This is a genomic window from Deltaproteobacteria bacterium (assembly GCA_011773515.1).
Lineage (GTDB): Bacteria > Desulfobacterota > Deferrimicrobia > J040 > J040 > WVXK01.
The window spans coordinates 34962-54304 of record WVXK01000095.1 but is presented as its reverse complement, the minus strand read 5'-3'; the positions used below and the strand labels follow the sequence as shown (position 1 = coordinate 54304).

Here is a 19343-nt window from a genome sequence, read left to right as displayed (position 1 = left end):
TCTATCCCCGCACGGTGGCCTTCTTATCTTTTCTCTTGAACTGTTTTTCATAAAAGTACTTGTACCTCGAGTCAAAACTCATGAGTCTGTCGTGGGTACCCTGTTCCGAAATCTCTCCCCCTTCAATTACGAGTATCAGGTCTGCATTTTTTATCGTCGACAGCCGGTGAGCGATGACAAATACCGTCCTGCCGCTCATGAGTCTCTCGAGGGCCTCCTGAACAACAGCCTCTGACTCGCTGTCGAGCGCCGATGTAGCCTCATCGAGGATGAGAATGGGGGAATCTCTCAAAAGGGCCCTTGCAATAGCGATCCTCTGCCGTTCCCCTCCCGACAGCCGCATGCCCATCTCCCCCACGGAAGTGGCGTAACCTTCGGGGAATTTAACGATGAAATCGTGTGCATTTGCCGCTTTTGCAGCATCGATGATTCTCTCCATCCCCGCATCGGGAGACCCGTAGGATATATTGTACTGAATCGTCTCGTTAAAGAGTATCGTATGCTGGCTTACGATCCCTATCTGGCCCCTCAGGGAGTCGATCGTCACATTCCGTATGTCCTCCCCATCGATAAGAATATTCCCTTTGCTCACATCGTAAAAGCGGGGGACGAGATCTACGAGGGTGGATTTTCCTGCCCCGCTTGAACCGATGATTGCAACGGTCTCCCCCCTTCTGATGTCGAGATTTGCTCCCTTTAAAACATATTCGCTATCGGAGTTGTATCTGAAGTGCACATCCTCGAAAACGATATTCTTTTGAAAGAGGGGGAGAGGCTTCGCGCCCGGGTCTTCCTTGACCTCCGGGGTCGAGTCGAGAAGCTCGAAAACCCTCGTGGCGCCTGCGAAACCCTGTTGAATGATGTTGTTCACCCTGCTCAGCCTCTTTACCGGTTCGTAGAGCATAAAGAGGGCGGTGATAAACGAAAAGAAGTTCCCCGGCGTGCTCACCCCGTTGATGACGCTCATTCCGCCATAAAGGATAACCGCAGCTGCGCCGAACCCCGCAAAAATCTCCGAAATCGGTGATGAAAGCGCCTGGACCTTGAAAAGCTTCATGGTCTGGCGAAAGAGATTCTCGTTTTCCTGCTTAAATTGCTCTATCTCAAAATTTTCCGTCCCGAAGGCCTTGATCAGTTTTGCGCCCGATATCGTCTCCTGCAGCTTGCTGCTGAGCGTTCCGAGAATCTGCTGGGATCTTCCGGAAGTCTGGCGCATCTTTTTGCTGAACTTCAGTATCGGGAGAAAAGCAAGGGGAAAAAGTACCATGGCAACGACGGCGAGTTTGGAATCCCGGTAAAATATGACCCCGATCAGAAAAATTACTGCAAAAAAGTCCTTGATTATCCCGGTAAGGGCGTTTGAAACGGCATTTTGCATCAGGCTTACGTCGTTTGTAATTCTCGCCATTAAAACGCCCGTGGGATTGTTGATGAAAAAGGAGAGGGACAGCGTTTGGAGATGGGAATAGAGCAAGTCTCGGATGTCCCTGATAACTCTCTGCCCCACCCAGGCCATGAGGTATGCCTGGGCGAAATCAAAAAATCCTTTCAGGAGAAAAATGACCGCAACAAGCAAGGGCATAAGGAAGAGTTTGGAGGCGTCCTTGTTGATGAAGATATCGTCGAGCACGGGCTTGACGAGAAAGGCAATTACCCCTGAAAAAGCAGAGACGACGACCATGCAAAGCGTGGCGGCAACCAGCCTGCCATAATAGGGCCTGACGAATGTGAGAATCCTTCTGTAGAGCTGTAAGAGTTCTTTTATCATTTCAGCTCCTTCTCCACGAGGTCCGCCACCCTTTTCGATGGTCCATCCCCGCAAAGGGTGACCATGAGCTCCCTGCTCTTCTCCCTGACCCTTTCCACGAGAGACGCATCGCCGAGAAAAGCGTCAATCCCGTCGGCTATGTTCAACGGGGTCGCATCGTTCTGGACGAATTCCGGAAAGATCTTCTCCCCCGTCACGATATTGGGAAGACCTATTCTGTCAATTTTAACGAGCATTTTCCCTATAATATATGTCAGCGGGGAAACCTTGTAAATTATTACTGTCGGCACGCCGAATATCGCCAGCTCGAGAGTAACCGTCCCGGATGATGCAATCGCAAGGTCAATTTCATGAAAAATCTCGTAATTTTTCTTTTCACGTATGACTACATCCTGGCGGAAGTCGCCGACTATCCTCTCGATATTACGGCGAAGGGAGCTGTTTGCCAGAGGGAGAAAGAAGCCGATGTCACCGTGCCTGTCTTTCAGGATAGCCGCTGCTTCCATCTGCAGGGGGAGCATGCGTTCCACCTCAGCCTCCCTGCTTCCGGGGAAGATGCCGACTCGAATCCTCCCCCCTTCCTTCGCTTCCGCAGATTCAGTCCTCTCGGTGTTCACCCCCTCATCCCGTAATATCTCGAGAAGGGGATGCCCGTAGTATTGAACATCCAACCGGTGGCCTCGGAAGAAATCTACCTCGAAGGGGAAAGGCACGATGACATGGGTCGATATGGCTTTCAGAATCTTCGCCCTTCCTTCCCGCCAGGCCCAGAGCTGGGGGGGAACGTAGTAAATTACGGGGATGCCATGTTTTTTTGCATATTTACCCACTATGAAGTTGAAATCGGGGAAGTCTATGAGGACCAGGCATTGCACTTCACCCCTCCTTATCAGGCCCTTGACCTCCTTGAGCAAAGCCGTTATGCGGGGGAGCCTGCCGGCAACCTCGACGAGCCCGACAACGGAAATTGCCGAGTAGTGAGATATCAGCCGGGCTCCCTCTCTCTCCATATGGTCACCGCCGATTGCCCATATTTCTCTTTCGGGGGAGATGCTTTTCAGCTCGCGTATCAACCGGGAGCCGTAATTGTCTCCCGAGGCCTCTCCGGCGATTACGAGAACCCTCTTTTCCTTTTTCTCTGCGCTTGCCTGCACGGATTGCTCAGATCTTATCGATTATTTTATAGGCGGCCTTGAGGGCTTCCAGCCCCTCATATCCCGAAACCCGGGGTCTCTTTCCCGACCGGACAGATGAGATATACTCCCCTATTTCCTCAAGGAGTGGATCGCCCTGTTCCGTCTCGAGCAACTCACCCGTCAACTCTCTTCCCGTCCCGTCAGGAGAGGGAATCATCCTTACAACTTTGATGTTTCTGTTGATAAAATCTATCGAGAAGTAGCCATCCTCCTGAAATATTCTTATTTTTCGCGCCCGGTTCATGGAAACCCGGGAAGCGGTAATGTTCGCCACACAACCCGTCTTGAAAAGGACCCGGGCATTTGCGATGTCCACCTTGTCAGACATAACCGGGACCCCGATGGCATTCACCCTGACGATGGTGCTGTTGACGAAATAGAGGATGAGATCGATATCGTGAATCATGAGATCCAGAACGACATCGATATCGGTGCTCCTGTCGGTAAAGGGTGAAATTCTCTCTGCCTCGATGAAGCCCGGTTTTTTTACATATCTGGAAATTTTTTTCAATGCAGGGTTAAAGCGCTCGAGATGTCCTACCTGAAGTATCACGTTTCTCTTTTCTGCCAGTTCGATCAGCCGCTCGGCCTGCCACACCTTCTCCGTTATGGGCTTTTCGACCAGAATGTGCTTCCCGAGCCCTAGGCAGAATCGTGAAATCTCATAGTGCCTCGCCGTGGGAACGGCAATTGAAAGGGCATCGACTATCCGGGCCAGCTTCCGGTAATCGCGAAAAAAGGCAACGCCCGCGTCTCTGGCCACCGCAATGCCCTTCTTTTCGTCGATATCACATACGCCAGCGAGCTCGACCCCGTCGAGTTCTGCGTACTTTTGTGCATGAAAAGTCCCGAGATGCCCGGTACCTATGACTCCGACCCGAATCACAACCGCTTCACACCCCTCTTCGTGCCTTTGAAAAATTCCGCCATGTACATCACTTCCTCGGAATCTGAAAATTCTGTCTCAAATATCTCTATCAGTTTAGAAACCGTATATTCGACGCTGTTTACCAGCTTGACCGCTTTCCGTATCCTCTCTATCGTATCCTTTGAAAACCCCCTTCTCTTCAGACCAACCAGGTTGATGCCGAAGATGCTCCTTTTCTGACCCCTCGAAAGCGCCGCAGTGACAAAAGGCGGGATGTCTCTTCCCACTCCCGACAGGGCCCCCACGATTGCGTGCGCACCGATTCTGACAAATTGATGTATTCCCGTAAGCCCTCCGACCACCACGTAGTCATGAATTTCCACGTGCCCACCGAGGGTTGCCGCGTTTGCCAGAATAACCGAGTTCCCGAGTATGCAGTCGTGGGCGATATGGGAATAGGCCATGAGAAGATTGTTGTCTCCCACGACCGTTTTCCCTCCGCCTTCTGCAGTCCCTCTGTTTATGGTCACATACTCCCTGACGGTGTTTCCATCGCCGATGATGCAGGTTGTCGTCTCTCCGGCATATTTCAAATCCTGGGGATCCCCCCCGACAGCAGCATGCGAATAGATCCTGTTTTCTCTCCCGATGATGCAGTCCCTGTCGATCACGACGTGAGCGCCCAGTGACGTCCCCTCCCCGATGGTGCAGTTCGACCCAATCACGGCATACGGACCGATCGAGACACCTTCACCGATTGTGGCCGAGGGATCTATTATCGCCGTCTCATGTATCATCCCTTTTTCTCCTATCCGTCACGGCAGCGGTGAGATCCGCATGGGCTACGACGACTCCATCGACCAGAGCCTTCCCGCTCATTCTCCAGATAGGCCCTTTTCTCGCCGTAATCTCCAGTTCCAATCTCAACTGGTCACCGGGCACCACCGGCTTTTTGAACTTGCAGTTATCGATTCCGGCAAAGAGGACGAGCTTGTCCTGCGGAGACTCATCCTGATAGAGGTTGAGTACCACGCCGGTCTGTGCCATCGCCTCTACTATCAGCACCCCCGGCATAACCGCCATGTCGGGAAAATGGCCGACGAAAAAACCCTCATTCGCCGTTACATTCTTTATACCGACGATACGTTTCCCCTTTTCCAGTTCGATTATCCTGTCAACGAGCACAAAGGGAAACCGGTGGGGGATTATCTTCAAGATATCATCTATTTTCAGCATCTTTCCCTAGCCTCCCTTCTCGCTTTTTAGCTTCTCGAGTTCTTCCTCGAGCCTGTTGATTTTTTTCAGCATGTCGGGAATCTTTTCCATCGAGACAGCGGTGCGAAGCCATTTTTTATGCGGAAGAGCGGGTATCCCGGACCATCCCGTGCTCTTTTTTGCCGACAGGGACCAGGGAATACCCGATTTTGCGCCCACCATAATCCCCGAATCGATTTCCAGGTGGTCGGCCACACCCGTCTGACCGCCCAGCATGACCCAATCGCCGATTTTCACGCTTCCGGAAATGCCCGATTGGGAGGCAATTATGCAATCCTCTCCTATTTCCACATTGTGCCCTACCTGCACGAGATTATCCAGCTTCGTCCCTCTCTTTATCCTCGTTTCCCCCAGGGCTGCCCTGTCGACTGTCGCATTGCACCCGATCTCCACATCGTCTTCGATCACCACGTTCCCAATCTGCGGTATTTTCAGGTACCCGCCACCGTGGCGCGCAAAACCGAACCCATCCCCGCCGATAACCGCTCCGGCATGGATGATAACGTTTTTTCCAATCCTGCACCCATGATAGACCGTAACGGAGGGGTAAAGGATCGTGTTCTCCCCTACGTGGACACCCTCCCCGAGGTAAACACCCGGATAAATGACCGCGTTTTTGTCCACCGTCACGCCCCTTTCCACACAGCAGAATGGCATGACGGTGGCAAATTCAGAAATCATCGATTCTTCGTGAACTGCGGCCAGGGGGGAGATCGATGGTTCCCGACCCTTAGCAGGATAAAGTATCCACAGCGCCCTCGCAAAATCGTACGCGGGATTTTCAGAGAGTATGACCGCGATGTCCCCTCTGCCGGGGTCCTCCCGGGAAACAATGGCGCTTGCAGCGGTGGTGGAGAGCGCTTTTCTGAACTTGGCGCTCGCAAAAAACGTCAGGTCGCCCTTTCCGGCCTTTTCAATCGACGCAGCCCCTGTGATGACCGCACCCCCATCTCCGATTACTTTACACCCGAGCTTTCCGGCAAGATCACTCGCTCTTATTTTTGGCACTTTCATACTCCTTGTTGAGCGTTTCAATTATCGTGCTGGTTATGTCGAGTCCCTCATCTGCATACACAACCCCTCCGCTTCTGTCTACTACCAGATTGAACCCCTTCTCCTTTGCAAGGACATCGACGGTTGCCTTTATCTTTTTGAGGATCTCCTGGGTGTAGGCAGATTCCGTATCCCTCATCTCCTTCTCCGACTCTGCAACGACTTTCCTGAATTCAACCATCTCCTTTTCCATCTCTTCTTCCTTCTCCTTGATCTTCTCTTTCCCGAGAATAATTTTCTGATTCTCCAGGTCATCACGCATGGTTTTCAATTCTTCCTGCTTGTTGCTCAATCGTTTCTGTAACTCATCGTATCTGGTCTTCATCTTCTCCTTTGCTTCAGTGCCCTCTTTTGATTCGTTCAGCACTTTATTCACGTCGATAATCGCGATTTTAATCTCATCCGCATTGGATAGCGCGACGGAAGCAAAAAGCATCGCCGCAAGCATCAGCAGACATTTTTTCAACATAACAGCCTCCTTTTATTTATTATCAAAAGTTTGTCCCAATGGTAAACTCGACAACTCTGCTCGCCTCGTCGTCTTCCCTGTCCAGGTTGAAGCCCCATTCCAGTCTGAGGGGGCCCATGGGCGAGTACCACCGCAACCCGAATCCGGCCCCGTATCTGAGGTCTGAGAGGGAGGAGGGCCAGTCATCCTGCCTGAACGCGTTACCCGCATCGAAGAAGAGAATCAGTTTCAGCCCTATCTCCTCGTACAGGGGGACTATCAGTTCATTATTTATCACAATTTCCTTGTTCCCTCCAATCTCCTCTCCCGTGTTCTCATCTATTGGGGTTATCGACCTGGATTCAAATCCCCTTATCGAGTAGGGGCCCCCGAGAAAAAACCTTTCGAAGAGAGGCACCCGTCCGCCGACGGTGCTCACCGCGTGGCCCCACTCTGCGTTGAACGCATATATCGTTTTTCCGATAACGGGCCTGTAGTATTTCTGGTTGATAAAATATTTCACAAATTCAGACTCCCCCCCGAGGGGATCTCCGGCATATTCCACGCTGAGGCTCTGGACCATCCCCCTTGTGGGATTGATAAAGTTGTCGGTTGTGTTCCGGGTCAGGTCCCAGGTCACACTGTGCGTCTTCTGAGCGCCTTTCTCCGCCTCCTGCTGGAGAACCGAATTGGTTATAGTGGTGTCCACGTCTTCGATTCTCACCTGGTCCACCCTGAAGGTTAGCCCTGTGCTGATGTCCCGGCTTAAGGGATAGCCGAACCCGATTCTTCCTCCTTTCGCGTCGCGGGTGAATTCTGAGTATTCGACCGATGTGTTGTATCCGTTGAGCGTCAGGCTCCACTTCGAATCGAGAAAGTTGGGGTCCCTGAAATCCAGGGAGAATATGACCCTTCTCGAGCCAAACTGCGTGTTGAGGCCGAGTCTCCATCCCCTTCCGAAAAGGTTGTTTTCCGAGATCTGTACGACCCCGAAGAACTTGTCCAGGGAGCTGAATCCAAATCCTCCGCTCACTGTTCCCGTCGACGCCTCTTCCACCTCGACATCCACATCGACCTCTCGTTCTTTTGCCCCCTTCTTCGTTACGACCTTCACATCCTTGAAGTACCCCACCCTCATGAGATTTGCTTTCGATTGCTCGAGCCCCGTGGCGGAATACATCTCTCCATCTGCTATCGCCAGCCTCCGCCTTACGACTTTGTCGAGGGTCTTCGTGTTCCCCTTTACGTTGACGATACCGAACCGGTATTTCTTCCCTTTGTCCACTTCGTAGCGAATGTCCACGACAGGGTACTTCTTTTGCTTCACGTAATTCGGCTTGACCGTGGCGTCAGCATAGCCGATGTCCTGGAGTTTTCTTGAAATATCAAGGATGTCCTTTACCATTTTTTCCCTGCTGAACACCTTGAAGGTTTTCGTTCTCAGTGTCCGGGACAGCCCCTTCATTGTTTCCGGGAGATCGCCGGTTATTTCCACCTCGCCGACCCGGTATTGAATGCCCTCAAAGACCCTGATTATGAGCTTGATCCCCTTCTCTGTCTTCGATATTTCCGGCTTCTCTATCTTCACATCGAGAAACCCGCTGTCCAGATATTTCACTTCGAGGGCAATGAGGTCATTATCGAAGACGTCCTTTTTAAAGGTCCCCGACCCGGTAAGCCATGAGAAAAAACCCTTGCTCTTCGTCTCGATCGCCTTCTTCAACTCCTTGTCCGAGAAAAAGTTGTTGCCCCGAAAATCAACGGCGGCAATCTTCAGTTTCTCCCCTTCGACGATATCGAAATCTATCTCTATTCTGTTGCCTTCCCTCTCGACAATCTCAGTCGTAACCCTGACCTCGAAGTACCCGTTGTTGTTGTAGAGCGCGGCAATCTTCTCTTCGCTTTCCTTGACTTTTTCGTCCGAGAAGAAATCCTTCTCCTTTACCGTTACGACGCCCCGGATATCGTCGGTCGAAATCTCCTTGTTGCCCCGTATAGACACCCTGAACACCACCTGTTTCTCTCTGAGAATGTAGGAGAGCAAAACCCCCTCATCGGAAAAGTCGGCGTCGACCTTCACGTCTTCGAAGTATCCCGTTTGGAAGATATTTTTTATATCCTCCTGAAGGACCCGGTGGTCGAGGCCTGCCCCCACCCTGCTCTTTATCAGATTTCGCAGGGTTTTTTCCTGGACCTTCCTGTTTCCCTTGAACTGTATCTCCCGTATCCGTATTCCCTGGGAAGGTGAGAGAGAGGCGGTTAAAACGAGAGAAAGTGCACTTATCGCGGCAACGAATATTTTCCCTGCCCTCATGGTCAATTCTTACGGTCCCCCATAACTCTTCCGTCATCGATCTTAAGCTGCCTGTCAAAGTTCTCTATCAATTGCTCGTTATGGGTTACCATGATGAGCGTTGCCCCCTCGTTGGAAACCACCTCCTTGAGGAGGTCAATTACCATTTCCCCCGTCTTTTTATCGAGGTTGCCCGTAGGCTCATCTGCAAGGATAAGGTTCGGGCCGAGGGCGATCGCCCGTGAAATTGCCACCCGCTGTTGTTCGCCACCAGATAACTCACCAACCCTGTGGAGAAGCCTTTCCTTGAGGCCTACCCTTGTCAGGAAATGTGCGGCCTTTTCGTGCGCGTCCTTCCTTGAAAACCCGCCGATCATGAGAGGGAGCATGACATTTTCAACAGCGTTGAACTCAGGAAGCAGGTTGTATGATTGAAATACAAATCCGACGTTGTTCCTTCTGAAAAGGGCAAGTTCCGGGGGTGAGAGGGAAAAGACATCCAGGCCGTCGAAAAAAACTTCCCCCCCCGTGGGCTTATCGAGGGTGCCGATAATCTGCAGGAAGGTCGTTTTGCCCGCCCCCGAAACACCTACGATCCCGACTTTCTCGCTTCTTTCCACATCGATGCTGACGCCCTTTAATATCTGGAGCTCTGCCTTACCCTTTCTGAAGCGCTTTTCAAGGTTTCTCACGGAAAGAAGCGGGACTTTACTCATAGCGAAGGGCCTCGGCAGGGTCGATTTTGGATGCCTGTTTGGCCGGATAAATCGTCGCGACATAGCAAATGGTGATTGCACTTATGCCGATAACGATAAAGGTAAGGGGATCCATATTGACCGGCAGGGTGGAGATATAATAGACATCGCTTGGAAGATGAATGAACTGGTATTTGTCCAGGAGAAGGCAGCCGATATAGCCCAGAAGAAGCCCCAGCGCGGTTCCTACAAAGCCGATAATCAACCCCTCCATGGCAAAAATTTTTTTGATACTGTCCCTTTTTACCCCCATCGACATCAGCACCGCTATATCTCTCGTCTTTTCCATGACCACCATAATGAGTGTCGACACGATATTGAATGCCGCAACAAACACGATGAGGACGAGAATGATGAACATGACTGCTTTTTCAAGCTTCAAAGCGGAAAAAAGGTTACGGTTGGATCTCATCCAGTCTCTTGCAACGAAGGGAAAACCGAGTTTCTCCTGAATTTGTGCGGCTATGGAATCGGCCTTGTAAATGTCGTCAACCTTTACCTCAACCCCCGATACGGTATCACCTGAAAGCATCAATTTCTGGGCGTTTGCAAGGCTTATGAAGGAAAATCCCGTGTCGAAGTCAAACATTCCCGATTCGAAAGTGGCGGCAACCCTGAACTTGCCCACTTCCGGGATGGGGCCGAAGGGCGATATTCCCCCGGCGGGAACCATTACCTCCACAAAATCACCGGGAAACGTCCCTATAGCCTGCGATAGCTCCTTGCCCAGTATGATCGAGGGCACACCCTCATCGTCTTCGATATCCTCGATCTTTCCCCCCTTGATAAATTTGCCTATCCCCGTCGTTTCCTTTGCGCTCTTTACGTCCACGCCCCGCAAAATTGCTCCGCTGGCCCCGCTCCTTCCCGATATGAGCACCTGGGAATAGAGATATGGCGAAGCCGAAACGACCCCGCTCGTATCCTCGGCTCTGTTGACGACCTTTCCGTAATCGTCAAAATTACCCTTGAGGGAAAGTATGTTGAGGTGGGCCGTGGTGCCGAGTATCCGATTCCTCAGGTCCTGCTCGAAGCCGCTCATCACGGAAAGGACGACCACGAGCGCGAACACACCAAGGGCTACTCCCGCCATGGATATCACCGTTATGATCGATATAAAGGTCTGTCGCCTCTTTGCTCTCAGGTACCTGAGGCTTACGAATAATTCGAATGAGGACAACAGCTACCTCCCTTTCTCGGGCCGAAGCAGGGGAAACAGGATAACATCCCTTATGGAAGGCGAATCCGTAAGAATCATGGTGAGCCTGTCTATGCCTATTCCCTCGCCTGCGGCAGGTGGCATTCCATATTCGAGGGCCCTGACGAAGTCCTCATCCATCATGTGTGCCTCCTCATCTCCCCTCTCCCTCTCTCTGTTTTGCATCAGGAATCGCTCTTTCTGATCGAAGGGGTCGTTCAGCTCAGAGAAGGCATTGGCGATTTCTTTCCCACAGATGATCAGTTCAAACCGGTCCACCACCTCCGGATCATCGGCGTTTTTCCGTGAAAGGGGGGAAACTTCAAGGGGATATTCGTACACGAAAGTCGGTCCTCTCATCTTTTCCTCCGCGACCCCTTCGTACAGGTCTGCCAGAATCTTACCCGTGGGGGAATCCTCGTCAACGTTTCCCAGAAGCTTCCGGGCAAAACCGATGATCTTCTCCCTGCCATCGAGATCCCCGACCTCTGCCTCCGAATGCTGCACGATCGCCTCCCTCATGGTTATCCGCTCCCAGGGGGGGGTAAAATCGATCTCCTCCCCCTGATATTGAATCTTGAGACCCCCGCATATCTCCAGGACAAGGGAGGAAATCAGCTCCTCGGTAAGAAGCATGAGGTCTTCGAATGTGGCATAGGCCTGATAAAATTCGAGCATGGTAAACTCGGGATTGTGCTGTGTAGAGATGCCCTCGTTTCTGAAATTCCTGTTGATCTCGAAAACACGCTCGAACCCCCCCACGAGGAGCCGCTTGAGATACAGCTCGGGAGCAATCCTGAGGTAGAGGTCCAAGTCCAGGGCGTTGTGATGGGTGATGAATGGCTTCGCCGCAGCACCCCCGGGTATCAGCTGCATCATCGGGGTTTCTACCTCGACATACCCCCGGTCTGACAAAAAGCGCCTGATAAAGGTGACGATTTTCGTCCTTATTTCGAATCTTTCCCTCACCTCTCTGTTCACGATCAGGTCCAGGTATCGCTGCCGGTACCTCGTTTCAACATCGGTCAGGCCGTGCCACTTCTCGGGAAGGGGCCGGAGCGATTTTACCACGAGCCGGATGTCCTCTGCGCGAATCGTAAGCTCCTTGGTTTTTGTCAAAAAAAGCGTGCCTGTCGCCCAGAGGTAATCCCCGATGTCTACATAATCCTTGAAAAATGCAAACTTGTCTTTGAGGGTGTCCTCCTGGAGAAAGAGCTGGATGGTACCGCCTTTATCTTGAACCACCACGAAGGACGCCCTGCCGAATTTTCTGATAGCCATTATTCTTCCGGCGAGGGAAACAACCTCGCTTGACTCGCCCGGGTCCTTTTCTTTCATTGTTCCCCATCTCTTTGTTATATCCGCCGTTGTGTGGGTTACCGGAACGTCGTTGGGGTAGGGATCGATGCCCATTTCTCTCAGGGCATCAAGTTTCTTGATCCGCTGAAGGATTATCTCATTATAGTCATCCATCAATCGTCCTCTCCTCTCCCGGTTAATTGGCACTAGAAAGAAGATATGCTTTTATAAATGGATCAATCGCTCCGTCGAGGACGGCATCGACGTTGCCTTCCTGCAGGTCCGTTCGATGATCCTTCACCATTCTGTATGGCTGCAGCACGTAAGAGCGGATCTGAGAACCCCACGCTATTTCCTTTTTGCCCCGATGAAGCTCTGCAAGTTTTTCCTGTCTCTCCCGCAACTCGAGCTCGTAGAGCTTCGATTTCAGAATCTTGAGGGCCATCGCCTTGTTTTTATGCTGGGAGCGCTCATTCTGGCACTGCGTGACGATGCCGGAGGGGATGTGGGTTATCCTCACGGCCGAATCCGTCTTGTTGACGTGCTGGCCGCCGGCTCCGCTTGCCCTGTAGGTGTCTATCCGTAATTCCTCATCTCTTATGTCGACGACTATTTCTTCGTCAATCTCCGGGGACACGAAAACAGAGGCAAAAGAAGTGTGCCTCCTTTTGTTTGCGTCGAAGGGGGAAATTCTCACGAGCCTGTGGACGCCGGTTTCAGCTTTCAAATACCCGTATGCATTCTCGCCCCTGGCTATGAAAGTCGCGCTCTTTATGCCCGCTTCCTCGCCATCCTGGAGGTCGAGGACCTCGACGGTGAAGCCGTTTCTCTCCGCCCACCTGACGTACATTCTAAAGAGCATGGATGCCCAATCCTGAGACTCCGTCCCCCCGGCTCCGGGGTGGATCGTAACAATGGCGTTGTTTGCGTCCTGCTCGCCGGATAGCATCTTTATCAGCTCAAATTTCCCGATGTCCTCCTCTATCCTGTGAAACGTCTCCTCAACCTCTTTCCTGAACGCATCATTCTCCTTTTCCTCCTCGTAGAGCTCGACGTATGCCTCCAGGTCGCGAACATCGCCTTCAAACCCCTGCCACCTGACAAAGAAGTTTTCTATATGCTTCCTCTCCCGCAGGAGGTTCTGCATGCCCTCCTTATCCTTCCAGATGTCCTCTTTAGCAGATTGCTTTTCTATCTCTTCCAGGCGGGCTCGCTTCTTTTCTACTTCAAAGATAACCTCTTAGGGTTTCTACTCTTTCTTTTATATTCCTTAACCGATCCTCAAATATTCCTGCCATTCCTGAACCTCCCTATGATGGTACCACCTATCAGGATAATCGAACCCGAGATGATAACCAAGTTTATAAACTTAGCATTTTTAACGTAAAATGTCATCCCCGATAACGGTCTGACCCGTGCCATGACCCTTCCCCTTGTAAAGAGCCCGATACTTTTCTCGACTCTTCCGTGCTGATCGATCACGGCAGATATTCCGCTGTTGGAGACGCGGACCATGTATCGTCCCGTCTCGACAGAGCGGTAGGCAGCCATGTAGAGTTGCTGGTATGGGGCCAGGGTGTCACCGAACCATGCATCGTTTGTAAGATTGACGAGCAGGTTTCCCCCGAGATTCACCCCCTCGACCGACAGTTGCGGAAAGATTGCCTCGTAACAGACCGTGGGTACGACATTCACAGCGCCCCAGCTGAGAAGTTTCACCCTCTCCCCTCTTGAGAAATCCTCCGATCCATGCGTTATCTTGTCAACGAAAAACAAAACTTTCCTGAAGGGAACGTATTCACCGAAGGGAACGAGCATGATTTTGTCATACCGCTTTGCTATTTTTCCGGCCGGCGAAATCAACACAATGCTGTTGAAATATTTCCCCCCATCCCTTGCCTCATACCAGGGAACTCCCGTGATTACGGGTTTTCCTATTCCCTTCACGAAGCTTCTAATCTTCACGGTGGGCTCTGCATCCCAGTAAAAGAAAAAGGGGAGTGCGGTTTCCGGCCAGATTATCAAATCCACACCCTCTCGCACCTGGTCCTCGGTCAGGCTCTCCAAAATCCCGATCGTCTCTCCCTGAAATTCCTCGTCCCACTTTTTCAACAGATCGATGTTCGGCTGAATGGCGGAGACAAGGAGGGAATCGTTATCGGCTGCGGCGAAAGACTCCCCGCGGCTGAGAAACCCCGGCAGGTGGATGAAAAGCAGCGTGGACAATGCTGCGAGGAACAAGGCTGCTGACCTTTTCCTGAGCCCATCGATAAAATACTCCAGGGATAAATAGAAAAGCACGTTCACGAGCACCAGGAAAAATCCCGTTCCGATGACACCGCCGAACGCGGCAAACTGCCGGGCATAGTAGTCCCCGTACTGGGAATAGCCGAAAAGGAGCCATGGAAAGCCGATCTTAAGCTTGACCCTTACGATCTCGGCCCCGCTCCAGAAGAAGGGGGCGCTGAAAATACCCGGCTTTCCAAATCTCTTCACCGCTTCTGCCGTCAACAGGGAAAAAATCGAGACAAATATCCCGCAGTAGGCGCTGAGCAGCAGCGCGGAAAGTATCCCGAGGAACAGTCCGAGCTTTCCATAGACGGACACCGTAAAGGATATCCAGTTGAGCAGGAAAAAAGACGAGATTGTGCCGAAAATAAGGCCGCAAATCGCCGCCTTCCACAAATGCGCCCCTTTCCTCATGCAAAAAAAAAGAGGAATCAATGCTACGCAGGATGCGGGGGAAAAAAAAGTGATTTTCCCGGGCATCGCCAGAGAATAAAACGCTGCACCGAGAAGCAGGTATGTCGCCTCCCTGAGCGATACCGATGAGATTATGCTGCCGTCCCACCTCATATCTCAGGCAACCTCTTTCCCCGTAACTTTTTTAAAGACCTCCGTCTCCAGCTTCCTCATCTCCCGGGATTTTTTCTTATCCACCGCGTGCTCATGGCCTATTATGTGCAGGACACCGTGGATCACGTAAAAAAACACCCGCTCCTCATCGGAAAGATAGCCCTCATCCTCCCCGTCGAGGACGGTATCCAGGGAAACGATGATATCACCCTCTATCTCTTCTGTCGCTTCCAGCGGGGAGTCGAAATTTCTCTTTTCGCCGTAGGAAAAAGACAGGACATCTGTTGGAGAATCTTTGTGAAAGAATTCTTTGTTGAGTTTTCTGATTTTTCTGTCGCCGACGAGAAGAATCGTCAGGATGCCTTCAGTGATACTCAAAACCCCCAGGGCCTCTCTCACCATCTTTTTCAGCAGCTTCGTCCTCAGCTTCCGGTGCCGGTGGCAATTTCTCAAATAGACCTGCCTCATCGGACCCCCTGAGCAACATTCCGTCCTGTGACGGGTAGAATATCCTGTTATGGTAGATAATTTTCAAGCTTTTTATGAAGGCCTCTTCGAGTATCCGAAGATCCCTTTCGGAAAAACCCACCCCGGCGGTCTGTCCATCCTTGACCCCCCGCCCGATCACGAAGCGTACAACTTTCTTCAGCTCGCCCTCTGACATTTCAGTCAGACTTCGCGCAGTCGCCTCGATGCTATCGGAAAGCATGACAATCCCTTCCTCTTTGCTGCCCGGCAGCGGCCCGGGATACCTGTCGAGCTCTCTCCGGATGCGAGGATCGTAATAGTACAGGGGAGCGTTGCCGTGGTGGCGCCTGATGATCTCCTCGATGCTCTTTCCGAGCCCGTGCTTTTCGGCCAGCTTTATTCCTTCCTCTATGTGGGAAATTATAATCAACCGTGATACATCCTTGCTGATCTGGTCGTGGACATTCTCCTCACCGAACTGATTTTCGCTGTAATATTCGGGTTTCCACATCTTTCCTATGTCGTGGTAGAGCCCCCCCGCCCTGCAGAGCAGGCGGTTCGCCCCGATCGCCATGGCTCCCTCCTCGGCAATGAAAGCGGTGTTGACGCTGTGATAAAAAGTGCCGGGGGCGGCATTACGGAGCGTTCGAAGAAGAGGGTTGGCTTCGCTGCAGATATCCATCAGTTTCAATTCCGTCGGCAGGCCGAAGATCTCCTCCCCGATGTAAACGAGGATCCCCAGCAGGCCGGGTCCCGTGACAATGAGAAACAGTGAGGAAAAAAATATTTTCCCGAGGTTCTCCTCGCCGTATGCCATATACCAGACGGTTGGATTGATGATGATCTGTGAAAAAGCCCCCAGGATGGCTACCCAGGTGAGCTGCGTCCTGTCCTTCACGGAGAAAGCGATTGCATAACCGGTTGCCAGGCAGATTAGAGGGAGAACAAAGGTAAAGAAAGACGGGCCTGCCACAAAAAGTGGTGTAATCAGGATCAAAAGGAGCAGGAAGGGGATATCGGATTTATCAAAGGCAATTTTGAGCAAAATGCCGAGGGACACAAAGGGAATGGAGGCAGCAAGGATCTCCTTCGCATGGGCTTCTCCGCCCGAAGGAAGAACAAACCCCTTGACCAGGAAGAAGAAGAAGATGAAGACGACAACCTGTGAAATCAGCCCGAATACCAGGGTGTTTTTCCGCTCCCCGAAATATTTTTTCAATCTCTCAGAGTTCGTCATTTCCCGTTGTCCCACTTTTCATACGCCCGGATGATATCCTGTACGAGGGGGTGTCTCACCACGTCTATTTCGCTGAAAAAGCAGAATTTTATGCCCTCGACATTCTTCAATATTTCCCTTACCTCAATCAAGCCGGACGTTTTGCCTGCCGGGAGGTCCACCTGGGTTATATCTCCGGTAATAACCGCTTTGGATCCAAACCCTATTCTCGTCAAAAACATCTTCATCTGCTCCGAGGTGGTATTTTGGGCTTCATCGAGGATGATAAAGGAATCATCCAGGGTCCTTCCCCGCATGAAGGCAAGCGGGGCGATCTCTATGGTTCCCCTCTCGATCAACCGCGACGTCTGGCCATACTCGAGCATGGTGTAAAGGGCGTCGTAAAGCGGGCGGAGGTAGGGATTGACCTTTTCGTACATGTCCCCCGGCAGAAACCCGAGTTTCTCCCCTGCCTCGACTGCCGGCCGTGCCAGGACAATTCTCTTCACCATTTTTTTCAGCAGGAAGGAAATCGCCATAGCCATAGCGAGGAAGGTTTTCCCCGTCCCCGCAGGGCCGATGCCGAACACGATATCGAAGTCCCGAATTCCGTCTATGTACTCCTTCTGGGCAAGGCTCTTGGGCGTGATAACCCTTTTCCTCGCCGAAACGAATACCGTATCGAGGAATATTTCCTTTAAGTCGGCACTTCTATTCGACGAGACGATTTTTACCGCCTGGTGTATGTCGTTCGAAAAGAGGGGATACCCTCGCTTGAGGATTTCGTAAAGTTCGTGCAGTACCTTGGAGGCGAGAGCAACCTGGACTTCAGATCCCTTCAGGAAAAGGGTGTTGCCTTTGGAAAAAATGTCTACCCCGAAAGCCTTTTTCAGGATCTTGAGATGTTCGTTATGTGCCCCGAAGAGATTCTTTGCAAGGTCCCCATCTTCAAAATGTATATCTGCCTGGCTTTCCGCCTGCTCGAGCACCGCCTCTCCCTTCAGAAACCTTTGAATATCTCTTTGACAAAGAGAAAAATACCAGAATTGGTAATTATACCACAGAAAATGTATATTACCGCCCCCATGAACAGCGCAAGAATTAGCGTGTTGATTGCGTTGCGCAGCTGCATTTCCCTCAGCCCCCGCTTCATCGCCTCCTCTTTTTCCTTCCTTGCGACCTCTCTCTCCTCTTCCTTGATGAGAAGGGCCTCCTTTTCATAGAGAAACGCAATCGCTTTGTATCCCTCGAGCTCGGTGAGCCCTGCCCTTCTGATGTGCTTGATCGGCTCCATGTATTCGCTCATGGCGGCGTACATCTCTGAAGCGAGCATGTCTTCCTTGAAATGATCCTTTTCGAATCCCTCTTTGGCTTTGATCAACAGGCCCTTGGAAGGGAACTTCTCCATTACCAGGGGAAACTCGTCGAGAAACTGCATCCCTTCGAGGAGGAGCTGGTCCACCCTCACCGGGAGTTTTATCGGGGGAAATGATGTTACGGTATACGGGTCGAAACGGTAATTCCCATCCTTGCACGTCAACGCCTGAAAAAAACACTCCTTGATCTGGATCGTGAGAAAATGGGAAAGGATTTCCTTGTCAACTATTTCCTTCTCGATGAGAATTTCACCGAACTTCTTCCCCTTTCTCTGGTGCATCTTCAGATACCGGTCCCTCTCCGTCTCGCTGATATGTCCCCCATCGACGAGCATCTGACCGATTAACTGATCCTTGATTCTCACATCGGGGGTAACATCTACCAGTTTCCCCTCCTTGAATATAAAGACCATCTCGCCCTTCGATGAGGCGATCTCCAGGGCACCGCTTTTTTGCTGCACCGATAGCAGCTGAAAAATATCGGCAATCCCGAACTCCTTTATTTTTCCTTTGAGTCCCATACGCTAAACCGTGTCTATCTTGTACTTGGCGTGCACCCTCCTGATGAAGATCTCGTTGCTGACGGTGAAAAAAATGTACAGCAAAAGCGTCAACCCACCCGTAACGATCGTTCCGAGCCGGGAGATAATAGCATACAACGGCGAGTAATCGCCGGGAAAGGAAAAGGAAAAGAGGACGAAAAGCGACATGATCATGGAAAGCAGAAAAGTTGTGACGAAAAACATGGACACGGATCCTGCGGCGAGGAAACCGAAGCCCGGGACGATCAGGGATTTCAACCTCACCGCCCTCTTGTGCGTTTTGATCTGATAGGATCTTTTCGGGTTCCCCGCAAGCCCCGAGACGATGAGGGATTTGGTCTTGCAGTACTGGCAGATGTCTTCTTTCTTCAAACTCCCTTTCCCCAGCTGCTTATCCCCGCAGATCCTGCAGGCAAGGATAATGTACCGGTTGTAGGTCAGGGCTCTCAGCAACACCATGATTGCGATCAGAAGAATAAAATACATCTGGTTGCTCCCCAGGGGGTTTAACCAGAGGTTCCGGAATGGTAGATCCACGGGCTTCCGGCTTCCCTGATCTGCGAAGAAAGTTCTTAAAACACTCCCTGAAATGGCAGGGGGCACGAGAATTCGCTCTCCAATTTTCTGGGGATTGATCCGAAACGGCCTGTTTCCCGACAGCTCCTGCCAGGCTTTTTCCTGGATTTTCGACGCCTCATCAAATTGATAATCGGTTATGTAGAGTTGATACAA

17 protein-coding genes and 1 pseudogene are annotated in these 19343 nt (G+C 51.5%); all 18 read right to left on the bottom strand.

Annotated elements, in window-relative coordinates:
* Position 1: 1 nt before the first annotated feature.
* On the bottom strand, positions 2-1768 hold the full coding sequence (locus tag GTN70_10210) for an ATP-binding cassette domain-containing protein (protein NIO17344.1): 1767 nt from the start codon (positions 1766-1768) through the stop codon (positions 2-4).
* Positions 1765-2922 carry a lipid-A-disaccharide synthase gene (gene lpxB, locus GTN70_10205; protein ID NIO17343.1) on the bottom strand — a complete coding sequence of 386 codons (1158 nt, stop codon included), beginning with the start codon at positions 2920-2922 and terminating at the stop codon, positions 1765-1767. The genes GTN70_10210 and lpxB overlap by 4 nt, the downstream gene beginning before the upstream one ends.
* 7 nt (positions 2923-2929) lie before the next feature.
* A complete protein-coding gene (locus tag GTN70_10200; protein ID NIO17342.1) occupies positions 2930-3850 on the bottom strand; it encodes a Gfo/Idh/MocA family oxidoreductase in 921 nt (306 codons plus the stop codon).
* The gene (gene lpxA / locus GTN70_10195; GenBank protein NIO17341.1) at positions 3847-4629 is read right to left on the bottom strand and encodes an acyl-ACP--UDP-N-acetylglucosamine O-acyltransferase; all 783 of its coding nucleotides are present in this window, start codon (positions 4627-4629) and stop codon (positions 3847-3849) included. Before lpxA ends, GTN70_10200 begins: the two co-directional genes overlap by 4 nt.
* Positions 4619-5068 carry a 3-hydroxyacyl-ACP dehydratase FabZ gene (gene fabZ, locus GTN70_10190; GenBank protein NIO17340.1) on the bottom strand — a complete coding sequence of 150 codons (450 nt, stop codon included), beginning with the start codon at positions 5066-5068 and terminating at the stop codon, positions 4619-4621. Before fabZ ends, lpxA begins: the two co-directional genes overlap by 11 nt.
* Positions 5069-5074: 6 nt before the next feature.
* A complete protein-coding gene (lpxD, locus tag GTN70_10185) occupies positions 5075-6115 on the bottom strand; it encodes a UDP-3-O-(3-hydroxymyristoyl)glucosamine N-acyltransferase (GenBank protein NIO17339.1) in 1041 nt (346 codons plus the stop codon).
* Positions 6093-6629 carry a hypothetical protein gene (locus tag GTN70_10180; protein NIO17338.1) on the bottom strand — a complete coding sequence of 179 codons (537 nt, stop codon included), beginning with the start codon at positions 6627-6629 and terminating at the stop codon, positions 6093-6095. The genes lpxD and GTN70_10180 overlap by 23 nt, the downstream gene beginning before the upstream one ends.
* A gap of 22 nt (positions 6630-6651) precedes the next feature.
* A complete protein-coding gene (gene bamA / locus GTN70_10175) occupies positions 6652-8928 on the bottom strand; it encodes an outer membrane protein assembly factor BamA (GenBank protein ID NIO17337.1) in 2277 nt (758 codons plus the stop codon).
* Positions 8925-9617: an ATP-binding cassette domain-containing protein gene (locus GTN70_10170; protein NIO17336.1), complete on the bottom strand. Its 693-nt coding sequence runs from the start codon at positions 9615-9617 to the stop codon at positions 8925-8927. Before GTN70_10170 ends, bamA begins: the two co-directional genes overlap by 4 nt.
* Positions 9610-10836, bottom strand: a complete 1227-nt coding sequence (locus tag GTN70_10165) for a lipoprotein-releasing ABC transporter permease subunit (protein NIO17335.1) — start codon at positions 10834-10836, stop codon at positions 9610-9612. Before GTN70_10165 ends, GTN70_10170 begins: the two co-directional genes overlap by 8 nt.
* 3 nt (positions 10837-10839) lie before the next feature.
* Entirely contained in the window at positions 10840-12327 is a 1488-nt protein-coding gene (gene lysS / locus GTN70_10160; GenBank protein NIO17334.1) for a lysine--tRNA ligase, read from the bottom strand.
* A 22-nt stretch (positions 12328-12349) separates the two neighbouring features.
* Positions 12350-13451: pseudogene (locus tag GTN70_10155) on the bottom strand (peptide chain release factor 2).
* Entirely contained in the window at positions 13435-15009 is a 1575-nt protein-coding gene (gene lnt, locus GTN70_10150; protein ID NIO17333.1) for an apolipoprotein N-acyltransferase, read from the bottom strand. The pseudogene GTN70_10155 and the gene lnt overlap by 17 nt, the downstream one beginning before the upstream one ends.
* 3 nt (positions 15010-15012) lie before the next feature.
* Entirely contained in the window at positions 15013-15411 is a 399-nt protein-coding gene (ybeY, locus tag GTN70_10145; GenBank protein ID NIO17332.1) for an rRNA maturation RNase YbeY, read from the bottom strand.
* The gene (locus GTN70_10140; GenBank protein NIO17331.1) at positions 15374-16714 is read right to left on the bottom strand and encodes an HDIG domain-containing protein; all 1341 of its coding nucleotides are present in this window, start codon (positions 16712-16714) and stop codon (positions 15374-15376) included. Before GTN70_10140 ends, ybeY begins: the two co-directional genes overlap by 38 nt.
* On the bottom strand, positions 16711-17697 hold the full coding sequence (locus tag GTN70_10135) for an AAA family ATPase (GenBank protein NIO17330.1): 987 nt from the start codon (positions 17695-17697) through the stop codon (positions 16711-16713). Before GTN70_10135 ends, GTN70_10140 begins: the two co-directional genes overlap by 4 nt.
* Entirely contained in the window at positions 17694-18590 is an 897-nt protein-coding gene (locus GTN70_10130; protein NIO17329.1) for a DUF4388 domain-containing protein, read from the bottom strand. The genes GTN70_10135 and GTN70_10130 overlap by 4 nt, the downstream gene beginning before the upstream one ends.
* Positions 18591-18593: 3 nt before the next feature.
* A complete protein-coding gene (locus GTN70_10125) occupies positions 18594-19097 on the bottom strand; it encodes a hypothetical protein (protein NIO17328.1) in 504 nt (167 codons plus the stop codon).
* Between the last annotated feature and the right edge of the window lie 246 nt (positions 19098-19343).

Excerpts from the sequence above, each read along its gene's own strand:
- lnt (NIO17333.1), bottom strand. The coding sequence starts at position 15,009 with ATGAGGTGGGACGGCAGCATAATCTCATCGGTATCGCTCAGGGAGGCG.
- GTN70_10140 (NIO17331.1), bottom strand. The coding sequence starts at position 16,714 with ATGACGAACTCTGAGAGATTGAAAAAATATTTCGGGGAGCGGAAAAAC.
- GTN70_10125 (NIO17328.1), bottom strand. The coding sequence starts at position 19,097 with ATGTATTTTATTCTTCTGATCGCAATCATGGTGTTGCTGAGAGCCCTG.
- GTN70_10210 (NIO17344.1), bottom strand. The coding sequence starts at position 1,768 with ATGATAAAAGAACTCTTACAGCTCTACAGAAGGATTCTCACATTCGTC.
- ybeY (NIO17332.1), bottom strand. The coding sequence starts at position 15,411 with ATGGTGAGAGAGGCCCTGGGGGTTTTGAGTATCACTGAAGGCATCCTG.
- lpxA (NIO17341.1), bottom strand. The coding sequence starts at position 4,629 with ATGATACATGAGACGGCGATAATAGATCCCTCGGCCACAATCGGTGAA.
- GTN70_10180 (NIO17338.1), bottom strand. The coding sequence starts at position 6,629 with ATGTTGAAAAAATGTCTGCTGATGCTTGCGGCGATGCTTTTTGCTTCC.
- lysS (NIO17334.1), bottom strand. The coding sequence starts at position 12,327 with ATGGATGACTATAATGAGATAATCCTTCAGCGGATCAAGAAACTTGAT.
- fabZ (NIO17340.1), bottom strand. The coding sequence starts at position 5,068 with ATGCTGAAAATAGATGATATCTTGAAGATAATCCCCCACCGGTTTCCC.
- GTN70_10130 (NIO17329.1), bottom strand. The coding sequence starts at position 18,590 with ATGGGACTCAAAGGAAAAATAAAGGAGTTCGGGATTGCCGATATTTTT.
- GTN70_10170 (NIO17336.1), bottom strand. The coding sequence starts at position 9,617 with ATGAGTAAAGTCCCGCTTCTTTCCGTGAGAAACCTTGAAAAGCGCTTC.